Annotated in this window: 17 protein-coding genes; 11 read left to right on the top strand and 6 right to left on the bottom strand. The window is 63.9% G+C overall.

Annotation, left to right across the window (positions count from 1 at the left end; genetic code table 11):
• The first annotated feature begins 121 nt into the window (after positions 1-121).
• The 3 genes from LLJ08_RS09895 to LLJ08_RS09885 all read left to right on the top strand — a co-directional run bounded on the left by LLJ08_RS09895 (position 122) and on the right by LLJ08_RS09885 (position 2,959).
• The gene (locus tag LLJ08_RS09895) at positions 122-775 is read left to right on the top strand and encodes a pentapeptide repeat-containing protein (RefSeq protein ID WP_213574477.1); all 654 of its coding nucleotides are present in this window, start codon (positions 122-124) and stop codon (positions 773-775) included.
• Positions 776-898: 123 nt separating this feature from the next.
• Positions 899-2,215: a methyl-accepting chemotaxis protein gene (locus LLJ08_RS09890; protein WP_228208841.1), complete on the top strand. Its 1,317-nt coding sequence runs from the start codon at positions 899-901 to the stop codon at positions 2,213-2,215.
• A 108-nt stretch (positions 2,216-2,323) separates the two neighbouring features.
• On the top strand, positions 2,324-2,959 hold the full coding sequence (locus LLJ08_RS09885) for a 3'-5' exonuclease family protein (RefSeq protein WP_046618941.1): 636 nt from the start codon (positions 2,324-2,326) through the stop codon (positions 2,957-2,959).
• A 27-nt stretch (positions 2,960-2,986) separates the two neighbouring features.
• Here LLJ08_RS09885 and LLJ08_RS09880 read toward each other — a convergent pair whose 3' ends face one another.
• From LLJ08_RS09880 to LLJ08_RS09860, 5 genes are all read right to left on the bottom strand, one after another.
• Positions 2,987-4,150 (bottom strand): MFS transporter, encoded by a 1,164-nt coding sequence (locus LLJ08_RS09880; RefSeq protein ID WP_228208840.1) that lies wholly within the window; start codon positions 4,148-4,150, stop codon positions 2,987-2,989.
• A 238-nt stretch (positions 4,151-4,388) separates the two neighbouring features.
• A complete protein-coding gene (locus tag LLJ08_RS09875; RefSeq protein ID WP_228208839.1) occupies positions 4,389-6,689 on the bottom strand; it encodes a TonB-dependent receptor in 2,301 nt (766 codons plus the stop codon).
• A 367-nt stretch (positions 6,690-7,056) separates the two neighbouring features.
• Entirely contained in the window at positions 7,057-7,716 is a 660-nt protein-coding gene (locus LLJ08_RS09870) for a response regulator transcription factor (protein WP_023446938.1), read from the bottom strand.
• Complete coding sequence (locus tag LLJ08_RS09865; protein WP_023446939.1) at positions 7,713-8,978, bottom strand: HAMP domain-containing sensor histidine kinase; 1,266 nt, start codon at positions 8,976-8,978, stop codon at positions 7,713-7,715. The genes LLJ08_RS09870 and LLJ08_RS09865 overlap by 4 nt, the downstream gene beginning before the upstream one ends.
• Positions 8,979-9,019: 41 nt before the next feature.
• On the bottom strand, positions 9,020-9,457 hold the full coding sequence (locus LLJ08_RS09860) for a cupredoxin domain-containing protein (protein ID WP_014820096.1): 438 nt from the start codon (positions 9,455-9,457) through the stop codon (positions 9,020-9,022).
• Positions 9,458-9,848: 391 nt separating this feature from the next.
• Between LLJ08_RS09860 and LLJ08_RS09855 the strand changes: the two genes are divergently transcribed.
• The 8 genes from LLJ08_RS09855 (at position 9,849) to LLJ08_RS09820 (ending at position 17,849) form a co-directional block, all read left to right on the top strand.
• Positions 9,849-12,020 (top strand): methyl-accepting chemotaxis protein, encoded by a 2,172-nt coding sequence (locus tag LLJ08_RS09855; RefSeq protein WP_041013698.1) that lies wholly within the window; start codon positions 9,849-9,851, stop codon positions 12,018-12,020.
• A 138-nt stretch (positions 12,021-12,158) separates the two neighbouring features.
• Entirely contained in the window at positions 12,159-13,346 is a 1,188-nt protein-coding gene (locus LLJ08_RS09850) for an ABC transporter substrate-binding protein (RefSeq protein WP_041013697.1), read from the top strand.
• The gene (locus LLJ08_RS09845; RefSeq protein WP_041013696.1) at positions 13,343-13,831 is read left to right on the top strand and encodes a tetratricopeptide repeat protein; all 489 of its coding nucleotides are present in this window, start codon (positions 13,343-13,345) and stop codon (positions 13,829-13,831) included. Before LLJ08_RS09850 ends, LLJ08_RS09845 begins: the two co-directional genes overlap by 4 nt.
• Before the next feature lie 18 nt (positions 13,832-13,849).
• Positions 13,850-14,821 carry a YVTN family beta-propeller repeat protein gene (locus LLJ08_RS09840; protein ID WP_228208838.1) on the top strand — a complete coding sequence of 324 codons (972 nt, stop codon included), beginning with the start codon at positions 13,850-13,852 and terminating at the stop codon, positions 14,819-14,821.
• Positions 14,818-15,675, top strand: a complete 858-nt coding sequence (locus LLJ08_RS09835; protein ID WP_228208837.1) for an ABC transporter ATP-binding protein — start codon at positions 14,818-14,820, stop codon at positions 15,673-15,675. Before LLJ08_RS09840 ends, LLJ08_RS09835 begins: the two co-directional genes overlap by 4 nt.
• Complete coding sequence (locus LLJ08_RS09830; RefSeq protein ID WP_041013693.1) at positions 15,672-16,463, top strand: ABC transporter permease; 792 nt, start codon at positions 15,672-15,674, stop codon at positions 16,461-16,463. The genes LLJ08_RS09835 and LLJ08_RS09830 overlap by 4 nt, the downstream gene beginning before the upstream one ends.
• 103 nt (positions 16,464-16,566) lie before the next feature.
• Positions 16,567-17,130 (top strand): PQQ-dependent catabolism-associated CXXCW motif protein, encoded by a 564-nt coding sequence (locus tag LLJ08_RS09825; RefSeq protein WP_228208836.1) that lies wholly within the window; start codon positions 16,567-16,569, stop codon positions 17,128-17,130.
• 53 nt (positions 17,131-17,183) lie between these two features.
• A complete protein-coding gene (locus tag LLJ08_RS09820; protein ID WP_014820088.1) occupies positions 17,184-17,849 on the top strand; it encodes a response regulator transcription factor in 666 nt (221 codons plus the stop codon).
• A 28-nt stretch (positions 17,850-17,877) separates the two neighbouring features.
• Here LLJ08_RS09820 and cysG read toward each other — a convergent pair whose 3' ends face one another.
• Positions 17,878-19,272 (bottom strand): siroheme synthase CysG, encoded by a 1,395-nt coding sequence (gene cysG, locus LLJ08_RS09815; protein WP_228208835.1) that lies wholly within the window; start codon positions 19,270-19,272, stop codon positions 17,878-17,880.
• Positions 19,273-19,294: the final 22 nt, after the last annotated feature.

Below are 19,294 nucleotides of genomic sequence, written 5' to 3'. Positions count from 1 at the left end.
CAACGTACAGCGGCTCACGCGGCGCGTCTGGCCCAGCCGGCTCCGGGTTGGCGCTCTCGCCGACAGGCCAGAAACGCCACGCGACCGCTTTTCTCTATTGCCCTGCCCCAGGTGACTTTCCATGAACAGCCCTAACCGCTTGCTACTGCCACTGGCCCTGTTCGCCAGCGCGTCCGCCTTCGCCGCGGATGACGGCCCTCTGACGATCAACGGCTGCGTACTCCAGCCCGAGAGCCAATGTGCCAACGCCGATCTGCGCGGCGCCGACCTCAGCAATCAGGACCTGCGCCGCATCAACCTCGCCGGTGCCAACCTCTCCGGCGCCAACCTGCGCCACGCCAACCTCGACCTGGCCAATCTGGAAAAAGCCAACCTAACCGGCGCCACGCTTAACCGCGCCAGCCTGCAACAGGCCAACCTGCGCCTGGCCAATTTCACCAATGCCCGGCTGATCGCCATCCAGGGCTGGGGCCTGTTCGCCCAGGCCGCCCAGTTCAAGGGAGCCGACCTCACTGGCGCCTACCTTGAGTTCGCCCGCATGAGTGGCGCCAGGATGCACGGCAGCACGCTGCACGCCGCCGACCTGGAAATGACCTGGCTGAGCAAGGCCGATCTCGAGGGTGCCGATCTGACCGATGCCAACCTGCAGGAAGCCAAGCTCAACGACGCCAACCTGGGCAACGCCGTGCTAACCGGCGCGCGCCGGCACTACGCGACGTTTCAAGCCACCAACATGGAAGGCTGCAAGGACTGCCCGGTCGATTGGGAGAAATGAAACCCGCCGATAGGCCATTTCAATCGCCGGTATAGAGCAAACCATTGGCTGGCAACCTCAGGAAAATGACTCAGGCGCCGATCAAGTGACTGGGCTGTCTTGCCCTTCACCGGATGCCAATAAATGTTCAACAAGAACCTGAAACGGGAACTGGCTGAATTGCGCGAGGAAGCCGCAGTCAATCAGCAGATCAAGAACTCGTTGTACAGGGAGATGATGGTCCTGGAACTGGACCCGCAAGGACGCATTCAGCACGCCAACGAGCTGTTCCTCAGCGAAATGGGTTATCGCCGCGACGATCTCATCGGCCGCTCCGTCGACGACTTCTTCAGCCAGCAGTTTCGTACCGAACCGAACTACTCACGCCTCAAGACCGCCATGCAGCGCGCGGAGCACATCAGCGGCGCCTACCGACTGCTGCAGGCTGACGGCCAGGAAGCCTGGCTGCGTTCGATCTGGCAGCCGATCACGGGCTCGGATGGCACGTTGCACCACTTCACGCTATGCGCCACTAACCTGACCCGCACCATCGAGACCTCACGCGAGCACGAAAGCGTAATCAACGCGCTGTTGCGCTCCACCGCGGTGATCGAGTTTGACCTCGGCGGGCATGTCATCACCGCCAACCAGCGGTTCCTCGACGGCATGGGCTACCGCCTCGAGCAAATCAGGGGCAAGCACCACCGCATGTTCTGTGAACGTGAGGAAAGCGAGTCGCCGGCCTATCGCGAATTCTGGGCTAGCCTCAACCGTGGCGAGTACATCGCCGAACGCTTCAAGCGTATCGATGCCCACGGTCAGACCGTCTGGCTCGAGGCGTCCTACAACCCGGTGCTCGATGCCTACGGCAAGCTATACAAGGTGATCAAGTTCGCCACCGTCATCACCGACCAGGTCAACCGTGAGATGGCTGTGGCCGATGCCGCAACGATTGCCTACGACACCTCCCAGCACACCGATCTCAGCGCCCAGCGCGGCGCGCAAGTGGTCCAGCAAACGGTCGAAGTTATGCATCGTATCGCCCAGCAGATGCAGGAAGCCTCCGACGGTATCGAAGCGCTGGACAAGCAATCGCAGCTGATCGGCGCGATCCTCAAGACCATCAGCGGCATTGCCGACCAGACCAACCTGCTGGCACTCAACGCCGCCATCGAAGCCGCACGGGCCGGTGATCAGGGCCGTGGCTTCGCCGTGGTGGCCGACGAGGTTCGCCAGCTGGCGGCCCGCACCAGCAAGGCTGCCGAGGAGATCGTCGGCGTGGTGCAGAAGAACCAGGACCTGGCGCAAGCTGCCGTGCACAGCATGAGCGCGAGCCGCGACCAGGCCGAGCACGGACTGGAATTCGCCAACCAGGCCGGCGCGGTGATCGTCGAGATCCAGGACGGCGCGCAGCGCGTGGTCAGCGCAGTCGGGCAGTTCGCCAGCCAGTTGAAGAACTGATGGCGAGCCTGTCACTGCAGATCGGCACATGAAGGATGGCCGCGCTACAGCCGAGTCGGCACCGCTGCCTCAGGCTGACTCGATCATCAGCGTTCGGAGGACGCCAGCTTGACGCAGAAGCTGATCATTCATATCCGCCAGCATCCGAACGTCGACGGGCTGCCGCGCTTCGACGGGCTGACGTCGGCGAGCATCGTCACCCCCGCGACGGCGGACGAGTTTCGCGCGGCGGTGGAGGAAATCATGGGCTTTGCCTGCATCGGTTTCGATACCGAATCCAAACCGACCTTCAAGGTGGGCGAAGTCTCCAGCGGTCCGCACCTGATCCAGTTCGCCACCCCGGCAAAGGCCTACCTGTTCAGGATCGGCGTGCCCGGCTGCATCGAAGCGGCCAGCGCAATCCTGCAATCGCCCGCGCTGGCGAAGATCGGTTTCGGGCTGAAGTCGGATCGTTCCAGGCTGCACGGCAAGCTCGGCATCCGGCCGACCAGTCTGCTGGACCTGGGCTCGGTGCTTCGCTATCAGGGCAAGAAAGGTCAGGTCGGCCTGCGCGGTGCGGTGGCCGCGGTGCTCGACGCACGGATCGAAAAATCCCGCAGCGTGGCCACCTCGAACTGGGCGAACCCCGCGCTGACCGTGGCACAGCAGGCCTACGCGGCCAACGACGCCTACGCCGCGCTGCGCGTGTTCCTCGGCCTGAGCGCAGAGCAGCAGGCGATGCTGCTCGCGGCGCTACCGCGCTGACAGGGCTTCGGCGGCAGTCAACAGGAGTTAGGCCAGCCCATGCGCCCGGCGTTGCAGGAAGGTCAGCGCGGCATACGCCAGGACGCCCAGCGCCGCCGACAGCCACAGCGCCCGCGTACCGAAGGCGTCGATCAGCAGCGCGAACACCAGCGGCGAAAACGCTTGGGCGAAACGTGCCGGCACCATCAGCAGCCCCTGGCGCAGGCCATAGCCATGGGGGCCGAATATCGCCAGCGGCAAGGTCCCTTTGGCGATGGTCAGAATGCCGTTGCCGCCGCCATGCAGAAGCACGAATGCGGTGGTCGCAGGCGCACCCACCAGCATCACGCTGGCCGCGCCGATGGGATGGGCGATAGCGGCGAGACGGGCCGAGATCAGTGGATGGAAGCGCTGCAGCAGGACGAACTCCAGGCAGCGCGCCCCGACCTGGGCCGGTCCGACCAGCGCCGCGATTCCGATGGCCGCGGCCGCTGACAGCCCGGACTCCTGCAACAGACGTGGCAGGTGCGCCGCCATCGCCGTGCTGGTGAACCAGGTGGCGGCGAAGACGAAGGCCAGCAACGCCATGGTCAATCCTGCACCCGAGCGGTCGTCTGTCTGCGCTTGCTCTGCCGCGGTCGGAGCCGGCTGCACGCCAACCGGGATCAGCAACCGGTTCAACGGCAGCCCGAGCAGCAGATGCGCTCCGGCCCATGTGAGGCAGGTGGCGCGCCAGCCGAATTCGGCGTTCAACCAGCCGCTGATCGGCCAGCACACCGTACTGGCGAAGCCGGCGAGCAAGGTGATGCCGGTGATCGCGCCACGCGCATCGCGACCGTAGATGCCGGCAAGCGTGGAGAAGGCCGACTCGTAAAGGCCCAGCGCCATGCCGATGCCGATCACCAACCAGCCGGCCCAGAGCATCAGCGGTCCGTTGGCCAGGCCGAGCATGGCCAGGCCAACGGCAAAAACGACGCTGGAAAGCGCCAGCACATCGCGCCCGCCATGATGGTCGATGCGCTTGCCCGACAGCGGTCCGAGGACGGCCGTGACGATCAGTGCCAGGGAAAATGCAGCGAATACATTGCCTGTGGAAATGCCCAGCTCGCTCGCCATCGGTTCGGCGAGAATGGCCGGCAGGTAGTAGGTCGAGCCCCAGGCCAGGGTCTGTGCACTGCCGAGTGCAAGAACGATGCGCAGACGTGACGGCATGCTCAGCGGCACCCGCCAGCGGCACGTTGCGAGACGGGGGGGTAATGATGGACGCGGTTCATCCGTGCTCCTGTGCTGCCGTCAACCAATCGGCCAAGCTCGCCAGGATACGCAATCGCCCGTGACGATTTCACGTCAGAACCTTGAACCGCGAGCACACCGAACACCGCAGCCAGGCCGGACGCGAACATGCCGGGCGCAAAGGCCCGGCATGCTCGGTGCTGCTGCGACTGATCGGTTATAGCGCATCCCAGCGATAACGCACGCCCACCCAGCCCGCCCGGGGCGCGCCTGGGGCGATGAACTGCTCGTGGCGCCATTCATCCGGGTCCGACTCGAAAGCGTTGCCAGCACCGACGAAGGAATTCTCGGCCAACGCACCGCCGGTGGCGTACCGCTTGTCGAAGAAGTTGTCGACCCGGCCGAACAGCGTCCAGTCACGGGCGAAGCGGTAATCGGCAGTGAGGTTGACCACCGCGTAACCTGGCAGCTTGCCGCTGCCCTCTACCTCGTCGTTGGGCTGATGACGGTTGTTCTCGTTGCCGCGCACGTACTGCGACGAGTACGCCAGGACGCTGGTGCCGACTCGCAGGCGCTCATTGAGATTCCAGTTCAGCCCCAGCTTGAGGTTGTGCTTCGGCAGGCCTGGCAGATAGTCACCGCTGGACACGCGAATCTCGTCGTCCGGGCAGCCGCCCTCGCCTTCGGTGCTGTTGTTCTCGGCCAGGATGCAGGCCCCGGAGCGGAAGGTGGCGTGCAGGAAGGTGTAGTCCACCCGCCAGTCGAATGGCCCCTGCTCGCCAGCCAGACCCAGTTCGATGCCCTGACGACGGGTGCGGCCAAAGTTGGTGAAGTAGCCCATGCTACCGCCCGTGCCGACAAACAGCAGGTCATCATGGTTCACGCTGCGGAAAGCCCCGAGGTTCCAGCGGGTGCCGCCGGCCAGTTCGCCGCGTACACCGACCTCCAGCGTGCGGGTGACAACCTGCTCGAGGAAGGGGTCGGCCGCCATGGCGTTTGGCAGGCTGCATGGGTTTGCAGGGTCCGCGCAGCCCAGCTCGATTGGTGTCGGGGCACGGTTACCCTGGGAAAAGCCACCGTAGACTGTGACCTCCGGTTGTAGCTGCCAGGCAAAACCCAGCGCGGGATTGAGCTTGCGATAGGTGAAGTCGCCATTCAGCGCATCGCCCATGCGATCGGTGTTGACCACGCGCGTGCGGTTGTAGCGCAGCGAGCCGGTCAGCTGCAGCGCGTCGGTCAGCGCCCAGGTGTCGGTGGCATAGAGGCTGGAAGTACGGGTGCGCCCCAGCAAGCTGTTGGCCTGCTCCTCCTCTTCGCTGGCAGCGATGCCGCGCTCGTCGGTCAGCTCGCCGCCCTGCTCGCTCTGGTGGAAGCTGGCGCGGGTGTTGTCGTGGGACAGTCCGAAGGCGAATTGATGCGCACCTACATGCCGCGCCCACTGCAGCGCCAGACCGTAGGCACGTTGCGCGGTGCGGGTACGGTTCAGCACGCCGCTTTCCGGCCCTTCGCCGATAAAGCCGCCGTCTTCCCACGCCTCGTATTCGTCCTCGTACTCATCGTTGCCGTCGCCATTGAGCGTCGCGGTACGTGTGCGGCGCAGATAGACCGTGCCGGAAAGCCGATCGTTGTCGTTGAGCCAGTGGCTGGCGGACAGGGCCATCAGGTGGCTGCGGTTCTCGGTCTGGTCGGGATAGGTGAAGATCGACTCGCGCCGCTGGTCGTACATGCTCTCCGGGATCAGGCCGTTGCCGATCAGGTCGTTGTCGGCATGCGCCAGCGTCAGGGCCAGATCGGTGGTGTCGGTAGTCCAGGCGAACTTGCCGAACAGCTGGCGCACCTCGGACGGCGAATGGTCACGCCAGCCGTCCTCATCCATGCCTTCGGCGGCCAGGTACCAGGAGAACTCCTCATGGCTACCACCCTGTTCGATTGCACCGCCCTGGCGTCCGAACGAGCCGCCGTAGATTTCCGCCGAGCCACCTGGATGGGTATCGCCACGTTTGGTTTGCAGCGCCAGCGCGCCGCCCAGGGTGTTCAGGCCGTACAGCGGGTTCGAGCCCGGCACCAGGGCCATGTTGGCAATGGCGGTGTTCGGGATCAGGTCCCAGTGCACCACATCGCCGAACGCTTCGTTGACTCGCACGCCATCGAGGAAAACTGAAAGCCCCTGCGGCGTACCGAGTAGTGGCGAGGCGGTGAAGCCACGATAGTTGAGGTCCGCCTGGTACGGATTGCCCTGAATCTCGTTGACGTTGACGCTGGGCAACCCGCGCTGCAGTTTCTCGGCTAGCGACTGGCCGCCGAGCCGCCGCAGGTCCTCACCATCCAGTGACTGGATGTTGGACGGTACCTGATCCTTTGGCAGCTCGATGCCCGGCAGCGGCGTGGTACCGACCACCTCCTGACTGCCGAGATCGAGCGTCTGCTCGGCATGAACGGATGCCGGCAACAGCGCGGCGATGGCGAGGGACAGCAGCGTACGTCGGGGCGTCGCGCTGCAACAGAGCTGGTACGGCATGGGTGGTCCTTGTTCTTGTTGGCCAATCGGACTGGCCAGGCCACCCGCATTCGCGACGCGGCAAGAACCGCGGACAAGCGCATGCTGGCAACCTGCCAGATGCGATTATCGAGAGCCGCGGCGCGGTGCCGACAGGGAAGAATTCCCGACTCGAACGGGAAAAATTCCCGGCCGCATGGAGATTGGTCTTACGACCAGCGCACTAGCTCGGGCCCACGACTTTCGCAAGGCACAAGCGCCCCGTCCGCCTGTTACAGGCGGGCAGGTGCTTGGGAAAAATTGGAGAGGTGCTGCGGCTTCAGCACACGGACATGTCGCGCTGCATACAGAGGCAGCGCGGCAGGAAGCCGAAACAGCTGTGGGCCGATCAGGCCTCGCACACCATGCGGTCACCGACGCGGAGCAAGCCTTGGTCGATGGCCAGGTGCACGAGCTCGGCCTGGGAGCTGACCTCCAGCTTGCTTTTCAGCAGGGCCATATGGTTCGAGACGGTCTTGCTGCTGATACACAGCCGCTCGGCAATCTCCCGATTGCCTATGCCACGCGCGAGCATGATGAAGATTTCCATCTCACGAGGTGTCATTTCGCCCAGTCGCCCCTTGATTGGCGACTGCGAAGGCCGCTGGCAGGCCAGATCGGTCGCCAGCGGCTGCTCGATGAAGGTCTGCCCGGCAAGCACCTTGCGCACCGCCTCCACCAGCACGTCCGGCGCGCAGCGTTTGGTCAGGTAGCCGGAGGCACCGGCATCCAGCGCCTGCCGGACCAGTGCCAGCTCGTCGTGCATGCTGAACACCAGCACCGGCAGCAGCGGCAACCGCTGACGCAGGCGCCGGCAAGTTTCCAGCCCACTGATGCCCGGCAGACCGAGGTCGAGCACGACCAGGCTGGGAATCGATTCCTGCACCTGCTCCAGCGCCTGCTCACCGCTGGCGGCTTCACTGACTGTCACCTCGGGAAGCAGAGCCTTGAGCAGGCTCGCGTAGCCCTGACGCACTACCGCGTGGTCATCCACCAGCAGAATCTTCATGACGTGGCTCCTTGCAAAGGCAACTTGAGATAGAGCGCCCAACCCTTGCCGGCGCGGTGGCGCACACGCAGCCGGGCACCCAGACAGCGCGCGTGCTCGACCATCGAGCGCAGGCCGACGCCCGGCCGTTCTGGCGGCAACCCATGGCCATCGTCTCGCAGCAACAGGCGCAGCCCGTTGTGATTCCCGCACAGATGCAGGCACACGCGAGTCGCGCGCGCATGCCGCGCCACATTGGTCAGCGCCTCCTGCACCATGCGATAGAGATGCACCTTGGCGTCCATCGACAGTGCTGGAATAGCTCCACGCAGCTGGACATCGCATTGGATACCTTGAGTGTTCTGCCACTGCTCAGCGAGTTGCCCGATGGCGTCTTCCAGGTTCAGGTGATCGAGCATCACCGGATACAGGTCTCGCACCAGCGTGCGAAAGCCGTTCTGCAGATCGAGGCTGTGCTGCTCAAGGTGCGCCGCGGTCTCGCGAACGGCGTCGGGCTGCTCAGCCTGGACGCGCAGCAGACAGGCCCGGGCACGGATACCGGCCAGGTACTGGCCGAGGTCGTCATGTAGCGCTTGCGCCAGACGGGTGCGTTCACGTTCCTGCAGCGCCAGCAGCGCCTGGGTCAGTTGCTCATTGTCGGCCCGCGCATCTTCGAGTGCAGCGGCCATGTGATTGAAGCGTTCGGCGAGCCTGCGCGACTCGGCGAAGCGATGCGATGGCAGGCGGGTGTCGAGTCGGCCGTCGGCGATGCTCACCAGTGCACCAAGCAACTCGCTGAGCACTCGCATGCCCGGACGCACGGCCCAGCGGATCGCCAGCAGGCAGAGCAGCAGCGCCAGGCCGAACAGCACCAGCAACTGCAACAACGAATCGCTGACCTCTTCGACTTCGTCATGCGGATCGACGCTGATGTGCAGCCGCTGGCCGTTGGAAAGCTTAAGGACGCTGGGTGACGACAGTTCGGCGGGGTACAGCCAGGAGCTGAGCAAGTCGTCGAGCGCTGGATCGACCCCGACAGGCATCGATTCAGTGGCGTCCAGCCAGCGCACACGAATGTGGCGCAGGCTATCGGTCAGGCCCGGGCGCAGCGAGTCGGGATCGCGCTCGGCCATCTCGCCGAGATAGCCAACCACCGCCGCCGCGGCATCGAGCTCACGCTTTACATCGTGGGCGGCCTGGCGCAGCAACACCGCCAGACAGACCATGGTGATCAGGGTGAAGAGCAACGTGACCAGCAGATTGATTCGCCAGAGTGCGGACATATCGGCAACTCCCCGTGATCAGCGCCGAGCGCCAGTCCGCTTCACTTGACCACGAACCGGCCTTCCATGCCCTTGTTCTGCAGCCCCTTGCAGTAGAACGGGTAGCTGCCCGGCTTGACGGGCAGGAAGAAGATTTCTGCCTCGCCGGCATCCTCGAACTCCAGCTCGACCAGCGTGATCGCCTTGATCTCCACACCACCGGCCTCGACCTTGCGCAGATAGATCGACTGGGCGAACTCGGGCGCCTGGAACGCGCACTCCTTCTGGCCATCGGAGCTGACCTTGAGCTGGTAGGCGACGCCGGTTTCCAGCTGATATTCCTTCTGCGACACCGCGTAATCGCTCTGCTCGGAACCGAACTTCAGATCCGGCAAAGCCTGCGTACGACGGGTCAGGTCGCCAGCGGCGTGGCTGTGATCGAATCCGACCAGGCTGCCAACGAACAGCAGGTTGAGCAACAGCGCTTTGTAAGTGGGCATGGGAATGGCCTCGTTATTGTTTTCGGTGTCGCCATCCTAAGGCGCCCCGCCCTGCCCAGCTTCCTACCTTGGTAGCGTTCAGGGGCCACTGAATCGGGCGGCTCCAGACTCTTTCATGGCAGTGGCGGCGATCCAAATCTGCGCAAACGCCGGCTGCGTCACCCGTTTCGGCAGCCTGACGGCGCACACCTCGAGTGCCGAGCGAGCCGAATCAGTACCAAGGTCGCAGTACCAAGGTATCGATCAACTTCCTGCCAGCGCGGCCGCCATATCCAGGTATGCATGATGCCGATTGGACATCATCCGATCTCTGGCCGCCCCACGTGAGACCGTCCACGTCCCTGGGCCCGCCACCGCTGGTTCTTTTGTGTTATCAGGAGTAGGAACCGTGATGTCTCTCAAATCCATACAGCAGCGAATAGCGATCACCGGCGGCTTATGCCTGCTGGCGACCGCCGGCATCTTGATCGGCTACAGCGTTTACCTTGCCAGCTCGACCCAGCACCTGGTGTCCAACCGGGTCAGTCAGCAGGCGCAGGAAGATGCCTTGCAGACCCTGCAGCACCTCGGCGGAAAATACGCTGGAGAAATCCGTTCCGAGTTCACCGAAGCGCTGGAAGCGGCCCGTGGCATGGCGACGACCTTCGCGGTCGGCAAGCTGAACCCGACGGGTTCGGGCGGGCTGCAGATTGGCCGGGACGAGGTGAACTCGATTCTGCTCAACGTGCTGAAAAGCTATCCGGACTTCAACGGCACCTACTCGTGCTGGGAGCCGGACGCAATCGACGGCCAGGATTTCCTATTCACTGGCGGCCAGAACGGTAACAACGAGCAGACCGGTCGCTTCACGCCCTACTGGACGCGGGGTGCAGACGGCAAGATCGCGGTGCAGCCGCTGGTCGAGTACGACACCATGGACAAGCACCCCAACGGCGTACTCAAGGGCGGCTGGTACATCGGGCCGCGGGAAACGCTCAAGGAAAGCGTGCTCGGCCCGCTGCCCTACATCGTGCAGGGCAAGCAGGTATGGCTGGCGACGCTTTCGGTTCCGATTATCGTCGATGGCCGCTTCATGGGTGTGGCGGGCACCGACTACAACCTCGACTTCGTGCAGAAGATCAGCCAGGAAGTATCCGGCAAGCTGTTCGAGGGCCGAGGCGAAGTGGCGATCATCAGTGACCAGGGGCTGATCGTGGCGGAGAGCCGCTCGCCAGACCTGATTGGCCAGCACTTCCAGAAGGTATTGCCGAACGAGTGGCAGACCGCCCTGAGCGCCGTGCAGAAAGGCGAAGAACTCGCCCGTCTGGACGCAGACGGCACGATCGTGGTGTTCGCGCCCATCGAGCTGGGTCGTACCGGCAAACCCTGGTCGATGATGCTGAAGATCAACAAGGAAATCGTGCTTGCCAAGGCCACCGAGCTGAAGACCGAGATGGACGCCAAGAGCGATCGGAGCATGCTGCAGCAGATCGGCGCAGGCGTGCTCATCTCAATCCTCGCCGTGCTTGCGCTGTGGTTTTCTTCCCGCTCGGTCGCCCTGCCCATTCGCAAAGCCGCGCAGCTGGCCGGTGCCATTCAGAAAGGCGACTTTTCCCAGCGCCTGGCGCACCAGTCCGCGGACGAAGTCGGCCAGCTATCCGCCAGCCTCGACCGGATGGCCGACAGCCTGCAGGAGCAGGTACACGTGGCCGAACGCATCTCCCAGGGCGACCTGGCGGTGGAAGTCCGTCTGGCCTCGGAGCACGACCAGCTCGGGCTTGCGCTCAGGCGAATGGTCGACAACCTCAACGAGTTGGTATCCCAGGTCCAGCAGAGCTCAGGGCTGATCAACGACAAGGCCGGCCAGGTGACGAGCCTCAGCCAGGATCTTTCCAGCGGCGCAACGGAATCGGCCTCCGCGGTGACTGAGATCAGCGCCACCATCAACCAGATGGCTGCGCAGATTCGCCAGACCTCCGAATACGCCAGCGAAGCCAACGCCCTCTCGCGCGATTCCGAGCATTCGGCCCGCGGTGGCAACGAGTTGATGGTCACCCTGAAAGCGGCAATGCAGGAGATCAACCAGTCGGGTCTGGATATCACCAACATCATCAGAGCAATCGAAGAGATCGCCACGCAAACCAACCTCCTCGCGCTGAACGCGGCCATAGAGGCGGCCCGTGCCGGCGAGCACGGCCGCGGGTTCGCGGTGGTCGCCGATGAAGTCCGTCAGCTGGCAGCCCGCAGTGCCGAGGCCGCACAGCGCTCTACCCGTCTGATCCAGGAGTCCAATGCGCGGACGATCAAGGGCATGGAGCTCACCGACGACACGGCACGGGCGCTGGAAGCGATCGTTCAGGGCGCGGCACAGGTTTCGCAGCTGGTCGACGAGATCGCCTCGGCGTCGAGCCAGCAGGCGTCCGGTATCGAACAGGTCAGCCTGGCCATCGGCCAGATCGATGAAGTGGTGCACCACAACAGCAGCAACTCCGAGCAATCGACGCAGGCCGCACAGGAGCTGACGCAGCAAGCGCAGCAGATGATCGTGCAGGTCGGCCGATTCAAGGTCAGGCGAGTCCGCTAAGGACCGGGGCGGCGCAGGGCCTGCGCCGCCTTTTCATCGTCACTTCTACGACCTTGGTACACAGCGACTGGTACTTTCTGCATATTCCCCCGCTCTGCCATGGTTCCTATGCTGCCTGCAACGTCACAGGAGCTGCCCATGAGCCATGTATTACGACGAGCCGGTTTCCTGATCGCCCTCACTTGCTGCACGCAGTTCGCTGCAGCGGCTGCCAGCACGGAGCTGGCGATACGCATCGGTTATCTCGGTTATCGCCCAGACACCGGCCCGGTGCTCTCCAACGTCATTCCTGAGCCCGAAGACGCCGGCCTGCGCGGCGCCGAACTGGCGATCACCGACAGCAACAGCACGGGACGTTTTCTCAAGCACAGCTATGTGCTCGAAGCGGCCACCAGCGAAACGCCGGAAGAGCTCCTGGAACAGGCGGGCAAGCAATACGCCGATGGTCTGCGCCTGTTCGTGGTCAACGCTCCGGCTGCGTCCCTGCGCCAGCTGTCGGACGCCATGCCGGAAGCGCTGCTGATCAACGCCGGCAGTGCCGACGATGCACTGCGCAGCCAGAGTTGCCTGGCGAATGTCCTGCACACCCTGCCCAGCCGCAGCATGCTCGCCGATGCGCTCGGCCAGTTCCTCGCGGCACGCCGTTGGAATCGCTGGATGCTGATCGTCGGTCCGACCGCTGAGGATCAGGCCTACGCCGATGCTTTGCGCCGCGCGGCCAAGCGCTTCGGTCACCGCATCGTGGTGGAGAAGCCCTGGAGCTTCGATAACGACCAACGCCGCAGCGCCCAGGCCGAGATGCCGTTGTTCACCCAGGGCGCCGAATACGACGTGGTGCTGGTGGCCGACGAACGTGGCGACTTCGGTGAGTACGTGCCATATCACACCTGGTTGCCGCGCCCGGTGGCAGGCACCCAGGGCCTGACCGCCACCGGCTGGCACAAGACGGTGGAAACCTACGGCGCCGCCCAATTGCAGAAACGCTTCGAGGCGCATGCCAAGCGCTGGATGAACGACCGCGATTTCGCCGCCTGGATGGGCGTACGCAGCCTTGCAGCGGCGGTCACTCGCCTGCGCAGCACGGACGCCGCAGCGATCCGTCAGCTGTCGCTTAGCGGTGAGCTGCCGCTGGATGGTTTCAAGGGCCGCAAGCTGAGCTTCCGCCCGTGGAATGGCCAGCTACGCCAGCCGATCCCGCTGGTACACCCGCGGGCGCTGGTATCGAACTCGCCGCAGGACGGCTTTCTGCATCCCACCAGCGAACTGGACACCCTGGGCTTCGACGCACCGGAAAGCAGCTGCCGCCTGAGCGAGGTGCGCCCATGATCCGTCTCGCTGCTGCCGCCCTGCTCGGCCTTGCCACTCTGCCCGCCAGCGCCGACGAGCTGGGCTATGAAGCCTATGTCGACAGCCCCAAGCGCATCAAATGCCTCTACGGCTACGTGACGGCGAAGACTGGTAACTTCGATGCCGCCAAAGCCATCTTCGAAGACTGCGTGGCGCGCTGGAACGACGTCTACTCGATGATTTCGCTGGCGCAAATGTACGAGAGCGGCAGCGGCATGGAGCCGGATCTGAGCAAATCCGCCGCGCTACTGAAGAAAGGCGCGGAGCAACCGGACGACGCCAGCTACGTCAGCCTGGCGCGCTACCACTGGGGCGTCGCTCTGGCCGAAGGGCGTGGCGTTGAAGCCGATTCCGTCGCAGCACGCCATTGGTTGCAGCGAGCAGCCGCCGGCGGCCAGGAAGAAGCCGAAGAATATCTGCGCCAGCTGGACCACAGCGAAACCACTGCCCCCATCACACAATAACGACAAGAGAGCCCAACCATGCCCAGAACTGCCCTTGCCTCCGCCATCACCATTGCCCTCAGCCTTGCCGCAGGTTCGGCTGCCGCCGCCACGGCCTACGTCTCCAACGAGAAAGACGACAGCATCAGCGTGATCAACCTGGACACGATGGAAACCGTCGAGACCCTGGAAGTCGGCATGCGCCCGCGCGGCCTCACGCTCTCCCATGACAACAAGCTGCTGTACATCTGCGCCAGCGACTCGGACACCGTGCAGGTGATGGACCTGGCCACGCGGCAGATCATCAAGCAGCTGCCATCGGGAGCAGATCCCGAGCAGTTCGCCCTGCACCCGAACAACAAGTGGCTGTACATCTCCAATGAGGACGACGCGCTGGTGACCGTGGTCGATGTCGACAAGGAAGAAGTGCTGGCGCAGATCGACGTCGGCGTCGAGCCCGAGGGCATGGGGGTGAGCCCGGATGGCAAGTGGGCGGTCAACACAAGCGAAACCACCAACATGCTTCACTGGATCGATACCAGCACCAACGAACTGGTCGACAACACCCTGGTCGACCAGCGCCCCCGCCACGTGGAGTTCACCAGGGACAGCAAGCAGCTATGGGCCTCGGCCGAGATCGGAGGCACGGTCAGCGTGGTGGACGTGGACAAGCGCGAGATCCTCAAGACCCTGACGTTCAAGATCAAGGGCGTGCACCCGGACAAGGTCCAGCCGGTGGGCATCAAACTCAGCTCCGACGGCAAGTACGCCTTCGTTGCGCTCGGCCCGGCCAATCACATCGCCGTAGTCGATGCGAAAACCTACGAGGTGCTCGACTACCTGCTGGTAGGCCGCCGCGTCTGGCACATGGCATTCAACCCTGACGAAAGCCTGCTGCTGACCACCAACGGCGTCAGCGGCGACGTCTCGGTGATCGACGTCGACAAGCTCAAGGTCACCAAGTCGATCAAGGTCGGCCGCTATCCATGGGGCGTGGTGGTCACTCCATGAACGCGCTGGAGGTCAGCGACGTCGCGTTCGCCTATGGTGAGCGGCGGGCGCTGGACGGGGTGAGTTTTACCGCAGCGCAGGGGCGTTTCACGGCGTTGCTCGGTCCGAACGGAGCCGGCAAATCGACGCTGATCGCGTTGCTGACCCGCCTGTACGATCTACAGAAGGGGCAGATCCGTATCGCTGGCTTCGATCTGCGTGAAACGCCGCGCAAGGCCCTTGCGCGTCTTGGCGTGGTGTTCCAGCAGAGCACGCTGGACCTGGACCTTACGGTGGAGCAGAACCTGCGCTACCACGCGGCGCTGCATGGCATTCCGCGGGCCGTGGCCAACGAACGTATCGAGCTGGAACTGCAGCGCCAGCAGCTCGGCGAACGCCGCCGCAGCAAGGTGCGCGAACTCAACGGTGGTCACCGTCGCCGTGTGGAAATCGCCCGTGCCCTGCTGCACCGACCGGAGCTGCTGTTACTCGATGAGGCCAGCGCCGGCCTCGACCCCGCCAGCCGCCAGGCGCTCAACCAGCATGTACGCCTACTCTGCCAGGAGCAGGGTATGAGCGTGCTGTGGACCACGCACCTGCTTGATGAAGTCCGAGACGACGACGATCTGCTGATACTCAACCGTGGCCGCCTGGTGGCTCATGGGCGTGCCGCGACCCTGGCCACCGAAGGCGAAGACCTGGCCGCGAGCTTTGCACGGCTGACCGGCAGCGGCCTCGATCACCAGAGCGCCCTGCTCGACAGCACGCCGCGAGCAGTCGATACCGGGCACGCGGCGTCTGCGACGCCGGCTTCCAACCCTGGGGCTGCTCCCGGCACGCGCGCGACCCTCGATTCCGGACGGAAAAGTTCATGATCATCTACTGGGAATGCCTGCGCGGCATCGTTCTGCGCGAATGGCTGCGCTTCGTGCAACAGCGCTCGCGCTTCTTCAGTGCCCTGGTGCGGCCGCTACTCTGGCTGGTGGTGTTTGCCGCAGGCTTTCGGGCGGCGCTCGGCATCGCGATCATCGAGCCGTACGACACCTACATCACCTACGAAACCTACATCGTGCCGGGGCTGGCCTGCATGATCCTGCTGTTCAACGGCATGCAGGGTTCACTCTCGATGGTCTACGACCGCGAGATGGGCAGCATGCGCGTGTTGCTGACCAGCCCGTTGCCGCGCAGCTTTCTGCTGGCCAGCAAGCTCGTCGCCACGGCGTTGATCTCCTTGCTGCAGGTCTATGCGTTTCTCGCTATCGCCTGGTTCTACGGCGTACAGCCTCCACCGCTTGGGCTGATCGCCGCCCTGCCCGCCCTGCTGCTGGTGGCGCTGCTGCTCAGCGCCCTGGGTTTGCTGCTCTCCAACGGCATTCGTCAGCTGGAGAACTTTGCCGGCGTGATGAATTTCGTGATCTTTCCGATGTTCTTTCTCTCGTCGGCGCTCTACCCGCTGTGGAAGATGCGTGAGGCGAGCGAGTGGCTGTACTGGATCTGCGCCCTCAACCCCTTCACCCACGCTGTGGAGTTGGTTCGTCATGCGCTTTATCTGCGCCTGGCACCGACCGCACTGATGGTTTGCCTCGGACTGACCCTGCTGTTCAGTCTTCTCGCAGTAATCAGTTTCAACCCACAACATGCGGCCTTGCGCCGCTCAGCCTGAGCGATCTACTACTTTGGTACCGGTTTTCCCCTCCATCGTAGGATTTAAAAGACAGGCCCTTTGCTCTGTAATCGACCTATCGAAACGCCATGGAATACGGACTATGTTCAGGTCGCTGCTGCCCTTGCTGATCGCCGCGCTGCCTGGGGTCTGCCTGCCCACGATTGCCGCGGCCGAAGAGCAGCTCACCCTGTTCTCCACCGACGGCTATCGCCAGACGCAGTACCGCAGCCCGACACCGCCTTCCATCGACGGTGCACAGACTCTGGATACGACCGCGTTAAAGGCTTTGCTGGAAGAACAATCCGATGTGGTGCTGGTGGACGTGTATCGGAGCCAGTGGCTCGCCGGCCGTTTCATCGACAGCGAACCCCATGCAAACCTGCCCGGCAGCATCTGGCTGGCGAACACCGGCGATGGAGATCTGCAGCCCGAATGGGCAAGCTACCTCAGCGAAAATCTTGCCCGCGCCAGCCAGGGCAATCTCGAGCAGCCAATCGTGTTCTACTGCCGGTCTGACTGCTGGCTCGGCTGGAACGCCACCAGGCGCGCCCATGCGCTGGGCTACAAGCGACTGTACTGGTATCGCGATGGGGTGGACGGTTGGGAACAGGCGGGCCTGCCCTTGCACCCTGCTACTCCGGAGCCTCTGCCTGGCGATGAGTAGCATCACCTGACCAGCATGCCCCCACCATAATCACAACAAAGAGGTGACCGGCCTTGTACAAGATCCTGATTGCGGACGACCATCCGCTGTTCCGTGAAGCCATCCATAACGTCATTCGCGACGGCTTCCCCGACAGCGAAATCCTTGAAACTGCCGACCTCGACAGCGCGCTGGCGCTGACCCTGGAACACGACGATCTCGATCTGGTGCTGCTGGACCTGAACATGCCCGGCATGCACGGCCTCAACGGCCTGATCAATCTGCGCAACGAAGCACCGACCATTCCGGTGGTGATCGTTTCGGCGGAGCAGGACAAGCAGATCGTGTTGCAGGCCATTACCTACGGCGCCGTCGGCTTTATCACCAAATCCTCGCCGCGTGCGCAGATGACCGACGCCATCGAGCAGATCCTCAACGGCAACGTCTACCTTCCTTCGGACATCATCCGCAGCCAGAAGCCCAGCAGCCGCCACTCCCATCACAACGAGCAATCGATCCCGCCGGAACTGTTGCAGGCGCTGACCCGCAAGCAGCTACTGGTACTGGAGCGCATGACCAAGGGTGAATCCAACAAGCAGATCGCCTACAACCTCGACATCGCCGAAACCACCGTGAAGGCACATGTCTCGGCGATTCTGCGCAAACTCAACGTGCACAACCGTGTACAGGCGATCCTTTCTGCCGGGGACATCGACTTCACCGCCTATCTGCGCCGCTGAAAACGGCGCAGATAGCGTCGATCTTCTGCTAGGCGCTCGCCTGGGCGCCTTCGAACCAAGCCAGTTTCTCGCGTAGCTGAACCACTTCACCGACGATCAGCAGGGTCGGAGCCTGGACCTGCTCCTGGGCGATACGCTGGGCGAGGGTTTCCAGCGTCCCTGTGAAGACACGCTGATTTGTGGTGGTGCCCTGCTGCACCAGCGCCGCCGGCGTATCCGCCGAACGTCCATGGGCTATCAGTTGCTGGCAGATCACCGGTAAACCCACCAGGCCCATGTAGAACACCAGCGTCTGTGCCGGCGCAGCGAGTTCCGCCCAGGGTAGATCGCAGCTGCCGTCTTTCAGATGACCGGTGACAAAACGCACCGACTGCGCATGATCGCGATGAGTGAGCGGAATGCCGGCATAGGCTGCACAGCCGCTGGCGGCAGTGATACCCGGCACGACCTGGAACGGCACACCGTTGGCTGCCAGCTCCTCGATCTCCTCGCCACCGCGGCCAAAGATGAATGGATCACCGCCCTTGAGCCGTAGAACGCGCTTGCCTTCCTTGGCCAGGGTCACCAGCTTTTGATTGATCTGCTCCTGCGGCACCGCGTGTTCCGAACGCTGCTTGCCAACGTAGATGCGATCGGCATCGCGCCGGCACAGGTCGATGATCGCCGGCGCCACCAGGCGATCGTAGAGCACCACGTCGGCCTGCTGCATCAGGCGCAGGGCGCGGAAGGTCAGCAGGTCAGGGTCGCCTGGGCCAGCGCCTACCAGATAAACCTCGCCCAGCGCGCGCGGCGCTGCACCGGCAAGCTTCTCCGCCAGCAGGCGCTCGGCTTCGGCGCTGCACCCAGCCAACGCCTGTTCGGCGATCGGTCCCTGAAAGGTTTCCTCCCAGAACACCCGCCGCTGCTGAACATTGGCGAACTTAGCTTTGACCTGAGCGCGGAACTGTTTGGCCAGCCCCGCCAGCTGCCCGTAGGCCGCTGGAATCCAGGTCTCGATACGCGCGCGGATCAACCGCGCCAGCACCGGAGCATCGCCACCACTGGAAACCGCAATCACCAGCGGCGAGCGGTCGACGATCGCCGGAAAGATCACGCTGCACAGCTGCGGCGAGTCGACCACGTTGACTGGCATACCCAGCGCGTTGGCATGCTGCGAAACCGCGGCATTCAGCGGCTCGTCATCGGTGGCGGCGATGGCCAGCACACAGCCCTGGAGGTCCTGCGGGTCATAGCCGCGATCGAGGCATTCGCCACCGCCCGCTCCTACCAGTTCGGCCAGTTGCGCCTCGATGCTCGGCGCCACCACCCGCAGCCGTGCTCCAGCTTCGCTCAGCAGCCGAGCCTTGCGTAGCGCAATCTCGCCACCCCCGACGATCAACACCGTGCGGCCTTTGAGGTTGTGGAACAGCGGGAGGTATTCCATGGGCGAATCCTGGAGGGTCGTT

Origin of the sequence: Stutzerimonas chloritidismutans, from assembly GCF_020783375.1 — a bacterium.
Lineage (GTDB): Bacteria > Pseudomonadota > Gammaproteobacteria > Pseudomonadales > Pseudomonadaceae > Stutzerimonas > Stutzerimonas kunmingensis.
This window is presented reverse-complemented; position numbering and strand designations above follow the sequence as displayed.

What these genes read in the sequence shown, in the direction of transcription:
- LLJ08_RS09875 (WP_228208839.1), bottom strand. Translation starts at nt 6,689, where the DNA reads ATGCCGTACCAGCTCTGTTGCAGCGCGACGCCCCGACGTACGCTGCTG.
- LLJ08_RS09840 (WP_228208838.1), top strand. Translation starts at nt 13,850, where the DNA reads ATGCCCAGAACTGCCCTTGCCTCCGCCATCACCATTGCCCTCAGCCTT.
- LLJ08_RS09880 (WP_228208840.1), bottom strand. Translation starts at nt 4,150, where the DNA reads ATGCCGTCACGTCTGCGCATCGTTCTTGCACTCGGCAGTGCACAGACC.
- LLJ08_RS09825 (WP_228208836.1), top strand. Translation starts at nt 16,567, where the DNA reads ATGTTCAGGTCGCTGCTGCCCTTGCTGATCGCCGCGCTGCCTGGGGTC.
- LLJ08_RS09895 (WP_213574477.1), top strand. Translation starts at nt 122, where the DNA reads ATGAACAGCCCTAACCGCTTGCTACTGCCACTGGCCCTGTTCGCCAGC.
- LLJ08_RS09865 (WP_023446939.1), bottom strand. Translation starts at nt 8,978, where the DNA reads ATGTCCGCACTCTGGCGAATCAATCTGCTGGTCACGTTGCTCTTCACC.
- cysG (WP_228208835.1), bottom strand. Translation starts at nt 19,272, where the DNA reads ATGGAATACCTCCCGCTGTTCCACAACCTCAAAGGCCGCACGGTGTTG.
- LLJ08_RS09850 (WP_041013697.1), top strand. Translation starts at nt 12,159, where the DNA reads ATGAGCCATGTATTACGACGAGCCGGTTTCCTGATCGCCCTCACTTGC.
- LLJ08_RS09830 (WP_041013693.1), top strand. Translation starts at nt 15,672, where the DNA reads ATGATCATCTACTGGGAATGCCTGCGCGGCATCGTTCTGCGCGAATGG.
- LLJ08_RS09835 (WP_228208837.1), top strand. Translation starts at nt 14,818, where the DNA reads ATGAACGCGCTGGAGGTCAGCGACGTCGCGTTCGCCTATGGTGAGCGG.
- LLJ08_RS09870 (WP_023446938.1), bottom strand. Translation starts at nt 7,716, where the DNA reads ATGAAGATTCTGCTGGTGGATGACCACGCGGTAGTGCGTCAGGGCTAC.
- LLJ08_RS09845 (WP_041013696.1), top strand. Translation starts at nt 13,343, where the DNA reads ATGATCCGTCTCGCTGCTGCCGCCCTGCTCGGCCTTGCCACTCTGCCC.
- LLJ08_RS09860 (WP_014820096.1), bottom strand. Translation starts at nt 9,457, where the DNA reads ATGCCCACTTACAAAGCGCTGTTGCTCAACCTGCTGTTCGTTGGCAGC.
- LLJ08_RS09855 (WP_041013698.1), top strand. Translation starts at nt 9,849, where the DNA reads ATGTCTCTCAAATCCATACAGCAGCGAATAGCGATCACCGGCGGCTTA.
- LLJ08_RS09890 (WP_228208841.1), top strand. Translation starts at nt 899, where the DNA reads ATGTTCAACAAGAACCTGAAACGGGAACTGGCTGAATTGCGCGAGGAA.